The sequence below is a fragment of the Mediterraneibacter flintii genome (assembly GCF_055387595.1).
On the sequence record NZ_AP031405.1, the window covers coordinates 1044407 to 1057362 of the forward strand.

The 12956-nt window shown below is 41.4% G+C and carries 12 protein-coding genes; 8 read left to right on the forward strand and 4 right to left on the reverse strand.

Features of this window, described 5'->3' with window-relative positions:
* Positions 1 to 25 precede the first annotated feature (25 nt).
* Entirely contained in the window at positions 26 to 271 is a 246-nt protein-coding gene (locus ACZ5C4_RS04925) for a hypothetical protein (protein ID WP_464520030.1), read from the forward strand.
* 48 nt (positions 272 to 319) lie between these two features.
* Here the strand turns inward: ACZ5C4_RS04925 and ACZ5C4_RS04930 are convergent, their stop codons facing one another.
* Genes ACZ5C4_RS04930 through ACZ5C4_RS04940 form a run of 3 tightly spaced genes read right to left on the reverse strand, consistent with a single transcriptional unit; the run spans position 320 to position 4464 of the window.
* On the reverse strand, positions 320 to 1774 hold the full coding sequence (locus ACZ5C4_RS04930; protein ID WP_464520031.1) for an ATP-binding cassette domain-containing protein: 1455 nt from the start codon (positions 1772 to 1774) through the stop codon (positions 320 to 322).
* A 9-nt stretch (positions 1775 to 1783) separates the two neighbouring features.
* Complete coding sequence (locus ACZ5C4_RS04935; protein WP_464520032.1) at positions 1784 to 2830, reverse strand: sensor histidine kinase; 1047 nt, start codon at positions 2828 to 2830, stop codon at positions 1784 to 1786.
* Positions 2827 to 4464 (reverse strand): response regulator transcription factor, encoded by a 1638-nt coding sequence (locus tag ACZ5C4_RS04940; protein WP_464520033.1) that lies wholly within the window; start codon positions 4462 to 4464, stop codon positions 2827 to 2829. Before ACZ5C4_RS04940 ends, ACZ5C4_RS04935 begins: the two co-directional genes overlap by 4 nt.
* A 257-nt stretch (positions 4465 to 4721) precedes the next feature.
* Here ACZ5C4_RS04940 and ACZ5C4_RS04945 point away from each other — a divergent pair, with 257 nt between their 5' ends.
* The 7 genes from ACZ5C4_RS04945 to ACZ5C4_RS04975 all read left to right on the forward strand — a co-directional run bounded on the left by ACZ5C4_RS04945 (position 4722) and on the right by ACZ5C4_RS04975 (position 11894).
* Complete coding sequence (locus tag ACZ5C4_RS04945) at positions 4722 to 6209, forward strand: sugar ABC transporter ATP-binding protein (protein ID WP_186875421.1); 1488 nt, start codon at positions 4722 to 4724, stop codon at positions 6207 to 6209.
* Positions 6210 to 7187, forward strand: coding sequence for an ABC transporter permease (locus ACZ5C4_RS04950; RefSeq protein ID WP_186875420.1), 978 nt, complete (start codon positions 6210 to 6212; stop codon positions 7185 to 7187). It begins immediately after the preceding gene.
* Between the two features lie 73 nt (positions 7188 to 7260).
* Positions 7261 to 8244: a sugar ABC transporter substrate-binding protein gene (locus tag ACZ5C4_RS04955; RefSeq protein WP_464520034.1), complete on the forward strand. Its 984-nt coding sequence runs from the start codon at positions 7261 to 7263 to the stop codon at positions 8242 to 8244.
* A 28-nt stretch (positions 8245 to 8272) separates the two neighbouring features.
* Entirely contained in the window at positions 8273 to 9334 is a 1062-nt protein-coding gene (locus tag ACZ5C4_RS04960; protein WP_464520035.1) for a zinc-binding dehydrogenase, read from the forward strand.
* Positions 9335 to 9343: 9 nt separating this feature from the next.
* On the forward strand, positions 9344 to 10366 hold the full coding sequence (locus ACZ5C4_RS04965; RefSeq protein WP_464520036.1) for an aldose 1-epimerase family protein: 1023 nt from the start codon (positions 9344 to 9346) through the stop codon (positions 10364 to 10366).
* Positions 10367 to 10513: 147 nt separating this feature from the next.
* Positions 10514 to 11086: a YqeG family HAD IIIA-type phosphatase gene (locus ACZ5C4_RS04970; RefSeq protein ID WP_464520037.1), complete on the forward strand. Its 573-nt coding sequence runs from the start codon at positions 10514 to 10516 to the stop codon at positions 11084 to 11086.
* Positions 11055 to 11894 carry a VanW family protein gene (locus ACZ5C4_RS04975; protein ID WP_464520038.1) on the forward strand — a complete coding sequence of 280 codons (840 nt, stop codon included), beginning with the start codon at positions 11055 to 11057 and terminating at the stop codon, positions 11892 to 11894. The genes ACZ5C4_RS04970 and ACZ5C4_RS04975 overlap by 32 nt, the downstream gene beginning before the upstream one ends.
* 157 nt (positions 11895 to 12051) lie before the next feature.
* Here ACZ5C4_RS04975 and ACZ5C4_RS04980 read toward each other — a convergent pair whose 3' ends face one another.
* Entirely contained in the window at positions 12052 to 12735 is a 684-nt protein-coding gene (locus ACZ5C4_RS04980; protein ID WP_464520039.1) for a hypothetical protein, read from the reverse strand.
* Positions 12736 to 12956 lie beyond the last annotated feature (221 nt).

Here is a 12956-nt window from a genome sequence, read left to right on the forward strand (position 1 = left end):
AACCTGTCATCGCTCTGCAGTTTTGGTGCAGAGAGCAATCGAGGAGGCTGGAATTCCGACAATTATAATTGCAGCGCTCCCACCGGTCGTCCGTCAGACCGGTACGCCACGTGCAGCGGCTCCGCTAGTGCCAATGGGCGCTAACGCAGGCGCGCCGAATGACGTAGAAATGCAGACGGGTATCGTAAAAGCAGCATTAGAACAACTGGTGAAGATTGATACACCGGGGAAGGTGGCACCGCTTCCGTTCGAATATGTCGCAAAAATATAATTGGACGAATAGAGAAGAAACCAGAGGAGTCGGTATTCTTCTCTATTTTTAAATTTCAGGAGCTATTTCTTTTATAATTTTACCCTCATGTATCTGTAGAATACGGTTACAAACAGGATAGAGCGTATCCAGGTAAGCGGAGATAATAAGTTGGGAAGTCTTCTTTTTCTGGGTTCGAAGAATATCCTGATAAAAGAGTGCCTTCTCATGCAGATCCATTTTTAAACAAGGATTATCATATATAATTATTCTGGCGCCACAGGCGACAGCGCGGCAGATGGAAGCTTTCTTTTTGATTAAAGGGTTATCTGTGATAAACTGATTGGCAAATAGGCGATACCCTTCATCGCAAAAATACTCACTTAATAAATCGTGTGTAAGATAGAGCAGTCTGCCTTTTTTCAGAACGATTCCTGCGGAGGAATTTGACTTAAGTGCACTAAAGCAGATATTTGCTCCTAAGTTCATATTGGTAAAAAAGTCATCTTCTTCCGGTATCAGCATAAGTTTATGCTGCTGTACATTTTGCTGTTCCGGAGAATATATATTCCCGTTTACGCGGATGGTTCCGCAGAGAACAGGGAGATTTCCGCGCATCAGTGCAAAAAGCGCTTTGCCGGAATGATAGTTTTTGTTCCACAGTCCCAGAGTCTCACCCTCATAGAGAGAAAAAGTAAGATCCTTTAATTTGTTATTCCATGTATATATGTGAGAAAAATCCAGTAATTTTTTAGAACTGTCGGCGGGGGAGATTTGGGAGAAAACACCGTTTTTTGGAGGCAAGGTTTCTCCTTCAATTAGGGACAGAATAAGAGGGAGCTCCATTTCATCTCGCCCTAATTCCGCAGTGATTCTTCCCTTACGCATGATACAGAGACGGTCTAGGTATGGGAGGATGCAATTTGCCTCGTTTTCAATTAGAACAAGGCTGATACCATGTATGCGCAAGATGTTGAATACAAGGGTCATCTCCTTTCTTGCAGAAGCAGACAGAAGGCTTACCACGTTATCGAGAACCAACACCTGACTGTTGCAAATAACTGCCTGCGCCATTTCAATAAGGAGCCTTTTATGAAAACTTAAATCTGCTATATAGGTATCGGCGGGTTCTTTTATCTTAAGCAGATCGAAAATATAGTTACATTTTTTCGCGTATTCTTTATAACTGTATTTTTTTCTGGCAAAGGCAAAGTTCAATTTGAGTGTATCACGGATGGAAAAGTTGTCGATGAGTGAACCTGATGGCTTAATCAGAAAAATTCCTTCTTTGCGGGCCTGTTCGATGGAACGGAGTACCTTTTTTTGTTCTTTTATATATACGATTCCTGTTTTAGCAGGGAACTCTCCCGTAGCTGCGCCTAATAATGTGGTTTTACCGGAATGGTTTCTGCCTGCCAGACCGACAATCTCTCCTGCAAAAACCCGAAAATCAGCATGGCGGACAATTTTGACAGCATTTTCTTCAAAACAGATATTATGCAGATACAATATTTCTTTTTTCATATAAAACTCCTATTGTCGGCAGAGAAGCAGAGGGAATGTTACCTCGGAGGTTGTCCGTATATTCGGAGTACTGCTTAAAGATATGCCGTATTCATTGCCAAAGGTCAGCTTAATTCGTCTGTTGATATTAATCAGGGCGATTCCGGCGTGTGTGTCTGTACCTGTTGCATGGCTATAATCCGAATAGGCGATGTGCATTGCATTTTCCAGAAATTCAAGACGTTCCTCGCTTATGCCAGCACCATTGTCTGTGACGGCAAGAATAAATTTATGCTCTGTTGTGTAGGCGCGAATCTGTATACGTCCTCCTTCTATTTTGTGCTCCAACCCATGGGTTATGGCATTTTCTACTAAAGGCTGTAATACCATGCGAGGAATCATATACTTATCAGGTAATTCTTCTTCTACGTCAAAGGAATAATCAAATTTATTATTAAATCGGAATTGCTGAACCTTCATGTAATTGTTGATGTTATCCATTTCCTGGCGAAAAGACAAAAGTTCCTGCTTGTCGGAAATCATGTTCCGAAATACGCGTGAGAGAGCTTCTGTTATATCAGAGATTTCTTCCATATCATGTATAAGGGCATATCCTCTGATTGAATCTAAAGCATTATAAAGAAAATGTGGATCGATTTGAGAGGATAATGCGTAGAGCTCGGCCTTTTTTCTTTGTTTTTCTTCAAATCTCTTCTGTGCATTGGCAAATTCCTGCTGCCGGATCAAATGATATAGAGTTGTATCAATCGTAGGAGAAGAAAAGATGTCTCCTGCCTTTTCTGCATCGAAGACAGAAGCGTGCTTTGTAATAAATTCTTCTATATTCCAAAGCTGGCGGATGAGCAGCAGATAAGTAAAAACTCCGCTTAATAAAAGAGAAAGCCCCAGGCATAGTGCAGTTTCGCGGTAAGAAAAATAGCCCTTTGCAGGAGGCTTTAGTTCGTTTAGCAGCCAGCCAAAGAATAAAAACGTACAGATAATGAGCAGAGTGTCTAGCAAAAACACAAAGATTACCTTTCCGGAAGTCAGAAATTTTAGATTCTTCGATACTTTCATTTTTCCCCTCCGTTTGTTCCTAAATGACGTTTTCTATATTCGGAAGGTGTGATTCCCACGGTTTTCTTAAATATTTTAGAAAAATATTTCGTACTGCCGAAACCAGACAGGGAAGCTGTCTCAAGAATATTATGTTTTACGTCTTTCAACAGATTTTTTGAAATGTCAATCCGATATTGGTTCAGGTAATCTAAAAAATTGATCCCTTCTTCCTTTTTAAATAGTCTGCTTAAATATACAGGAGAAAGATTTACTATTTTTGCCGCATCGGATAAGCTGATATCTTCGCTGTAGTGCTCGGCGATATACCGCTTTACAATCCGGATAGGGGGGGGGGTAGAACGACTGTCGGCAGACAGTTGATTTTCGGCTACCATGCGTGCAGTCTCTGTAGATAAAGAAGCAGCATATTTCTGCGGAGAAGATGCGGAAATATAGAGTTTAAGCATACGTTCTTTAAATGCAGTTTCGGATTCATTACATACACCGATGTCATGAAAATAGAGGTAGATTTTTTCAAGTAATTTTACGTATAGGCGATAATATAAAAGACTGTCTTCCTCCAGGACATAGTACGCCCTGGAATACATATCTTTTATGCAGCGTCGTATTTCTGATTCATTGAGAGAGGCTAACGCGTTGGAAAGTGCCTCTTTCCGGTAATCTATAATTGTATTGAGCAATTCCGGCGCAGCATGAAGCTCAGAAGGTGTAAGCAGCTTCTTATTCCAAAGTGCGGTTCTGGAAAGGAGACATTTTATAAGGCTAGAAGCCGCATCAGAGAATGACAGCGGCTCATTGCAAAGACTGCCTAAACAGATATGGAAAGACAGTCCGGCGAATTTCTTTGTACTCCGTTCGCAGTTTTCCAGATGCTTTTTTAAAACAGGGAGAAGGGACTCCTGTTTTTCCACTGTATAATTTAGAAAAAAGAAAGAAATATTTTTGTAAGTATATTCCAATGTTTCCATACATAATTCTTGCAGGGCAGAAAAAAGAACTGTACGGGCTTCCATGAGTAAAAGCGGAACAGTTTTGCCTGAATCCGAGGTGTTTGCCGACGCATCAAGAACCAGGGCGCACATCTGGAATATGCCGGGACGAAAATGCGTCAGATATTGCTCATTAATGGAAAATAATTCACATGGAAAAGAAATGTCCCCTTTAAGTACATGTTCAAAGAATATTTTCTGTGCCTGCTTTCTGCCTGCATCTAGTTGAATTGAGATTTCCTTTAGGGAGTTTTCTCGCTGCTGTGTTTCTGCCAGTTGTTCATATACACGGCGGACAGCACATTCCAGCTCTTCTTTATTAATAGGTTTTAGGAGGTAGTCTACCACATTGCTGCGCAGAGCCTCACGAGCATAGTCGAACTGCTTATGACCGCTGATTACGATAAATTTTACGTTGGTATTGAATTTGCGGACTTCGTTCATAAAGGTCAGACCGTCATAACCGGGCATACGTACGTCTACGATTACGAGATCTGGAACAATTTCCTTTACCAATGAAAGGGCGGCTACTCCATCGTTGGCTGTAGCGGCTATTTCCATTTGATATTTCCCCCATGAAATAAGTTTCTGAATTAACGCTACGACATAAATCTCATCGTCTACGATCAGCACTTTAAACATGAATATCCTCCTAATATGTTTCTACCTTCTATTCCATGTGCAGTGCAGTAAATGAGTTGTTTCACTGCCTACAGAGAATGATTTAATTAACGCTAATCAAAATTTTAGCAGATTTGGAAAGGCTTGACAATAAATAAGACTTTTAAAACCTGCAGTGGTTAAAAATGTATACTTTATGTAAAAAATGGTTCCTTTTTTTCGTGAAATTGACGGTATAAAATGTTTTTAACAACAAACGAAAGGAAGGAGTTGAGGAAATGATTGGAGATACTATATTAAAACTGAACCACATTTCCAAACTGTATCCGGGGGTTGTAGCGTTAGATGACATGAACATGGAATTCAGAGAAGGAGAAGTTCATGCTATCGTAGGAGAAAACGGAGCTGGGAAATCAACAATGATTAAGACGATCTCCGGAGCGATTGAACCTAGCCGGGGAACAATAGAGATATGTGGAGAGACCTTTGACAAGCTCACGCCTAAGCTTTCCAGACAGAAGGGCGTAGCGGTGATATATCAGGAATTTACTTTGGTTCCGGTATTGTCGGCAGCGGAAAATATTTTTATGGGAGAATATATGCTCAAAGGGATGGTTCTGGACAGAAAAGCAATGGAGGAAAAGGCAAAAGAACTTTTTGAAAGACTGCATGTCAGGATTGATCCAAAAGTGAAGGTTGCAGACTTGACAACGGGTTTCCAACAGATTGTGGAGATAGCAAAGGCAATTTCAAAGGATGCGAAAATACTGATCATGGATGAACCGTCAGCCCCCTTGACGATCACGGAGGTTGAAGCGATGTATGAGATTGTGGACAGGCTTAAGGCAGAAGGAGTCACGATACTTTATATTTCGCATCGTATGGAAGAAATATTCCGGTTATCCGATCGAGTGACAGTTATCAGGGATGGAAAGTACATAACTACAGTCAACACAGCAGATACAAATAAACAAGAGCTTATCCGACTGATGGTTGGAAGAGAGTTAAACGAATCGTATCCGGTTCGAAAAAAACCAGCAGGGGAAACGATTATGAAGCTGGATAAGCTAAGTGGAAATGGAATAAAAGACATCAGCTTTGAGATAAAGAAAGGAGAAGTTTTAGGACTGGGAGGGCTGGTAGGAGCCGGTCGTACAGAACTGGCACAGCTTATATTTGGCAGTGAACGGATCACCTCAGGGAAAATCATATATAAAGGAAAAAGTTTTCGGCCTAAGAATTGCCGGGAGGCGATAGAAAATAATATCGCTATGATTCCGGAAGACAGAAAAAGGCATGGAGTTGTCCTGGAGATGAGTATTCGGGAGAATACAACAATGCCGTGTCTGAAACATATATCAAAATATAGTGTGATTAAGTCTGCAAAGGAAAATGAAGTGACAGAAAAATATGAAAAAATACTGCGGATTAAAACGCCAACGATCGAACAGCTTGTGAAAAATTTAAGTGGAGGGAATCAGCAGAAGGTAGTACTGGCAAAATGGCTTGCTATGGATCCGGATATTATTATTTTCGATGAACCTACCCGAGGAATTGATGTAGGCGCAAAGCAGGAAATCTATGAGGTGATGAATGAACTGGCAAATCAGGGAAAAGCCATTGTTATGATTTCATCAGATATGGAAGAATTAATTGGAATGTCAGATCGGATTATCGTGCTGTGTAAAGGTAGGATGGCAGGAACATTAAATAAAAATGAAATATCACAAGAAACAATTTTAACGAAAGCGGCAGGTGCGGAATAAATGAAGAGAATTATAAAAAGTAAAGAATTTGCGGTTTTTATCGTACTATTGGCATTGATGTTGTTTTTCAGCATTGTGTCACCACAGTTTATGCAGGCGAAGAACTTTTTTAATATTGCGAAACAGATAGCTACAGTTGGTATTTGCTCAGTCGGATTTAGCTTTGTTCTTATTACTGGAGGAATTGACCTTTCGGTAGGATATCAGATTTCTGTAGATATTGTAGTGACGGCAGTGTTGATGAAAAATTTTGGAATGAACTGGATGCTGGCATGTGCTGTGGGTATGCTGCTTGGAACAGCGATTGGATTAATTAACGGTATCATTATCACAGAAACCCATGTAGCGCCTCTGATAGTAACTCTTTCCATGATGACAATACTGGAAGGAGTCAGCTTCTTAATTACAGGAGGGCTTGCAATCTTTAAGTTCGATGATGCCTTTGTAAAATTAGGACAGGGAACTGTGGCGGGAATCATTCCGATCTCCATCTTTTTCCTTCTCATTATTATTGCTGTCGGCGTGTTTATTCTTAATAAAACTGTTTACGGACGGTACTTTTACGCAATAGGAAACAACGTGGAGGCGGCGAAGCTGTCGGGGGTAAATGTAAAGAGGATTCAGCTTCTGGCATATAGTCTGTGTGGATTCTTTACTTCTATCGGGGCGATTTTGATGTTGGCACGGTTGAATTCGGCACAATCCTCCACAGGAGACGGGTATGAGTTTAATTGCTTGACAGCCTGCGTAGTAGGCGGGGTCAGCACGAACGGCGGGAAAGGAACCATATTGGGAGCATTTATCGGATGTCTGATTGTCGGTGTGCTGGAGAATGGTTTGGCAATTATGAATATCAACGAATATGTGCAGAAGGTCATCAAAGGGTTAGTGCTTCTGGCAGCAGTTATCTATGACACAATGTCACTGCGGAAAAATGAAAAGGCGAAGAAAATGAAAGCAATTAATGCAGAAAACTGATGCATTATATGATATACCCAGAGGCGGGAAAAATAGCACTATAAAATATTAAAAAAAGAAAGGAAGAAAGGTTATGAAAAAGAAAGTGTTGGCGGTTATTTTAAGTGTGGCAATGATAACAGGGGTGGCGGCAGGATGCCAGAGCAGCTCCGGAGGAAGTGCGGGAGGAGATGAGGATTCTTATACGGTAGGAATGACTTTGAATCTAGGAAATCTGACCTGGGCAGAGTTGTCAGAGGCAGCAAAAGCACATGGAGAAGAATTGGGTATGACGGTAACTGTACAGAATTCCAATGATGATGCGACAACCCAGGTATCTCAGATTGAAAACTTTATACAGTCCGGCGTGGACGCTATTATTGTTGCGGCGGTAGAGTCGAACTCTGTAGAGGACGTATGTAAAGAAGCACAGGAGGCAGGGATCAAAGTAATTGCTTATACCCAGACGATTGAAAATTCAGATGCACAGTACTTAGTTGACGCCTACAATACAGGGTATGCCTGCGGCGAAAGAGCAGCGCAGTGGATCAATGAGGTCTATGGAGATGAAGCGATAGAATGGGCGCTTGAAGATCTCCCCAAATATCCTGAAATTATCGACAGGGCAAACGGGATTAAGGACGCGATTGCGGAACTGGCACCGAACGCAGAATTAGTAGCGACACAGCCGGCAGAAGTAATGGAGGATGGACAGAAAAATGCGGAAAACTTTATGCAGTCTAATCCAGATATAAAAGTCATTTGTTCGATTGGTTCTGGTGGAGGAGCCGGCGCTAACGAGGGGGTAAAATCCTATATTTCGGCAGATGAATATGACAAGTTCGGAATTTTCGGAATTGATGCTACAGAGCAGGAAATCATGAACATTATCAATGGAGATCCGCAGAAGTCTTCTGTAAGTCTTGGAGGAGGCGCAGTTCATGGGGAAACATTGATCGACATTGCGGAGAATTTCCGGCAGGGTACGGAGCAGGAGGAAATACAGTATATGCCGATTACAGTGATCGATTCCAGCAACGCACAGGAATATTATGATGAGCATTTCGGTAATGAATGAAAATAAACAGAAAAGGGAGAGATAAATTATGGCAGAAAAAATGAAAGCACTTGTATCTTATGCGCCGTATGACAACAGGTATGAAGAATATCAAAAGCCGAGGGCGGAAAAAAGAGAGATTGTCCTGAAGGTAAAAGGATGTGGTATCTGTGCAGGCGATATAAAGGCATATCACGGCGGTATACGCATATGGGGAACATCAGAAGAAAACAGATATATAGAAGCTCCTTGTATAGGCGGGCATGAATTTTTCGGCGAGGTCGTAGAGATTGGAGAAGACGTAGAAGACTACGCCGTTGGGGACGTTCTTGTGGCCGAGCAGATTGTTCCGTGCGGAGAGTGCAAATTCTGTAAAAGCGGGGCCTACTGGATGTGTACAAGATCAGCGGTGTTTGGGTTTAAACAATATGCAAACGGTGGGTTTGCGGAATATGTAAAGCTGGATAAAAATTGTCTTATCCATAAAGTGCCAAAAGAATTTACGGCAGAACAGGCTGTTTTGATAGAACCTATAGCCTGCGGTATGCATGCGGTAGAGCAGGCACAAATACAGCACAGTGATGTAGTTGTGATCGCGGGTCTGGGCGCAATCGGGACATCTATGGTCAATATTGCATCTCTGGCACTCCCGAAAATGGTGATTGGAATTGATGTAAAAGAAAATCGCCTGGAGATGGGAAAGAAATTCGGCGCAGATGTAGTTCTTAATCCGGCAAAGTGCGATGTGGCGGAGGAAATTCGGCGCCTGACAGATGGACTGGGGTGCGATGTATATATTGAAGCTTCAGGCAGCCCAAGAAGTGTAACACAGGGAATGGATGCTCTGAGAAATCTCGGAAGATATGTGCAGATGGGAGTGTTCGCACAGGAAGTAACGGCTGATTGGAATACAATCGGGGATGGAAAAGAACTGACAATTATCGGTTCCCACCTGTCAGCTCTTACATATGATTCTGTAATACAGGGAATTGCATCGGGTAAGATCAAGACAGAAGGGCTGATTTCCCATAAATTTAAACTGTCTGACTGGGAAGAAGCGTTTAAGGCGACAGAACTGCCGGATGCCATGAAGGTTATGATGGAACCATAAGGAGACGCTATGGAGGAAAGAAAGTATGCATATATAGGCGACATTTCTCAGCTTTTTCGTGTAGAAAATTACCGGATGGAGGGCGGAAGAAAAGACGGTGTACGTGCTACCCATATAATGAATGAAAGCGGACTCCAATTTACGGTCATTGCAGATCGATGCATGGACATTGCGTATGTGTCCTATAAAGGAGTGAATCTAAGCTATATCAATCCAAATGGGATTTGTGCTCCGCAGTATTATGACAATAGAGGAACAAAGTGGCTGGAAAATTTCACGGCAGGCTTTGTAACAACATGCGGGCTGGATAATATAGGCAGTCCATGCGTAGATGGGAAAGAATTAGGTCTGCACGGTAAAATCAGCAATATTCCGGCAGATGACTACAGTGTAAGAATGTTGGAAAAAGAAGAGGGAAACGAGGTACAGCTCACAGGGAGGATGAAGGAAAGCTTTCTGTTTGGTGAGAAGCTGCACCTAAGGAGGACGATAACTGCATATCAGGAGAAGAACAGAATTGTTCTGGAAGATGAAATTATCAATACAGGCTTTGAAGAACAGGAATATATGCAGCTATACCATTTCAATATCGGGTATCCCTTTCTATCACCTTCGTGTGAATTATTTATTCCAACAGAAGAGGTAAAAGGTGCAAACGAATATTCAGAAAGAAATCTGGGGAAATGGAATCAGATAGAAGAACCCTCAAGTACAGGAGAAATGTGTTTCTTACATCGATTGAAACGGCAGGGCGATACGACATGTGTAGGTATGTTTAACCATAAATTGCAGATGGGATTTACGCTTAAGTTTGACAATCAGACGCTAGATAAATTTCTTCAGTGGAGATACCTGAATAAAGGAGAGTATGTGTTAGGATTTGAACCTGCCACAAATTACATAGGAGGGAGAATAGAGGAACGTAAAAAAGAAAAATTAAAAACGCTTTCTCCTAGAGGAAAGGAAACACATAAGCTGCAAATAGATTTTTATGACAGACTGGAGGATGTGAAAAACAACATATTGTTATAAAGGAAATAGATGCAAGGGAGAGCCACAGCTGCTGAGTGTGCTCTCCCTATTGTAATGTCCTTTTCTCATTTACATTCTGAAGAAAATGGGATATACTCTCGTTGTAATGGAGTATTTTAGTATCGAAGTAACGGAGGGACGGACAAAATGTTTAAAGTGTTTTATCCCTATGAATACGTAGACAGTGTGTTTGCTGTTGATTACGAAAAATTGTACATAAAAGGTTACAGAGGACTTTTATTTGATATAGACAATACATTGGTGCCTCATGGGGATGATTCTACAGAGGAAGTGGATGCGTTCTTTTTAAAACTGCACAGCATGGGATTTAAAACGCTGCTTTTATCAAACAATGATGAGGAAAGGGTAAAGAGATTTAAGAAGAATATTGATTCATTTTATCTGTGTGATGCGCAGAAGCCAAGACCGGAGAAGTATTTAAAAGCGGTGAAGATGCTGGGGATGAAGAAGGAAGAAACAGTTTTTATAGGGGATCAGATATTTACAGACATTTGCGGTGCAAATTTAAGTGGTATTGCCAGTATACTAGTAAAGTTCATAGGATATGATCAAGAAACAAAAATAGGAATCAGAAGAAATTTGGAGAAGCTGATTCTAATATTATACGGATTAAATAAATCCTGCCAAAAAAGGCTGGGAGATATACAAAAGAGGGAGGAATCTGAACATGCTATGGAAAAGGGACAGGCTTTTTTGTGAAATCAGTCCAGTTTGCTATGAGATTGCACTTCAGAAAGAGATATTGAAACGCCATATAAAAAATTTTTTTGAGAAAGAAAAGTTCGCGGAAACGATACAGAGAGAAAAACTGCCAAATGTTGTAGCGGCTCATAGTTCAAATCTGATAAAAAGAGGGAAAGGAATAGATATTCGCCTGCAAGAAGGAAAAGCACAGAATATTAAGCTGGCGTGTGAGAAAATAAACGGACTTGTTCTTCGCCCGGGAGAAGTCTTTTCTTTTTGGAAGACCGTAGGCAAGACGACAAAGAGAAAAGGATATAAAGAGGGACGGGTTATCAGCGGAAATACAATAAAGGCGGGTATCGGAGGTGGACTCTGTAATTTAGGAAATACGATACACTGGCTGGTGCTGCATAGTCCTTTGGAGGTGACGGAATTTCATAAACATTCAGACGCACTGGCTCCTGACGAGGGCAAGAGAGTTCCGTTCAGCTCTGGAACATCTGTCTGTTACAACAGCATAGATTATCGCTTTAAAAATAATACAGAACAAAATGTGCAGCTTCTTGTGTGGTGTGAAGAAGAAAAACTATACGCAGAGTTAAGAAGTGAAGAGGCATATCCGCGGCGCTATGAGCTGGTGGAGGAAAACCATCACTTTGCAAAGGAAGGAGAAAAATATTATAGAAATTCAGAGATTTACAGAAATGTTATCGATAAAGAGACTGGCAAGGTTCTGGATAAGGAACTTGTTTTGAAGAATCATTCAGAAGTAATGTATGATTACAGCCTCATTCCTCGGGAGCAGATAAAGAACGAAATTTAAATATTGCCTGTGCACCTCGGAAATTTTGTGAAGGACGACAAAATCCTGTTATGCATACCTTATCAGGCGAAGCCTGCCCTCCCGAAGGGAATGTATTACGGTATGCCCTTTAGGGTATACCTTATCGGGCAAAGACCGCCATCCCGAAGGGGTTGTATTACGGTGTGCCCTTTAGGGTATACATATAGCGGCATACATTGTCGATCTGTTCGTTAAAAGTTTTGCCGAATTTGTGTTCAAAAAAAGCGCCGCCTATGGTAAAGGCCCAGGGAGAGGCTTCCTTGATTTCGTCAAGTCGTCTGTAACTGTCTACACTGCCTGCGATACAGACTGGAGCGTCTATTTCAGATACAAATCTCTTATTAAGAGAAAAGGCGTCCCCTGTATATCTGTAACCTAATAAATCAAAGCCATAGACTCCTTTTTCGAGATAAGATTGGGCTTCTGCAATCATCTCTTTTGGCGTACCGTTTAGAATAGATGGCCTGTCTGTAACCCTTCCAACGAAAGGCATGTATTTTAAATGGTGTTCTTTGCAGAAGGTGTTGATCGAGTCAAAAAATAACGTACCCAGCAGAATGTCACAGCCGCAGGCAGCAGCCATTTTGGCACCTTTCATACATTCTTCTTCCGTATATGCCACTACCTCCAGAAAGGTAGTTTTTCCGTATTCTTTCATATAAGTATATAATGTTTTCATTTGCGGCAGCGGAAGCGGCTGTTCTTTAAAGCCCCAGAAGTCTGCCTTGCTGCGCTTGCATTGCTCAAAAATTTCGTAGGCGTTTCTGACAGTACAGTCATGGTGTGTCAGCATTACAATCAAATGCGGACGGTGAGTCATACTAGTTCCCCCTTCTGAAATATATATTTTTTCCCCGTTGCTTGCGGCGGGGGCTTTGACTATCGAAAATTACCGAATCTAATTATAACTTGAGGGAAAGAGGATGGCAAATAATAAGAATAGACTGTCTGTATCATATGAACACCTGACACAAACAGATCTGACAATTTTCTGGAAAAAAATCTGGCAGCATATTATAATAAAGAAGGCATGGGGATAAA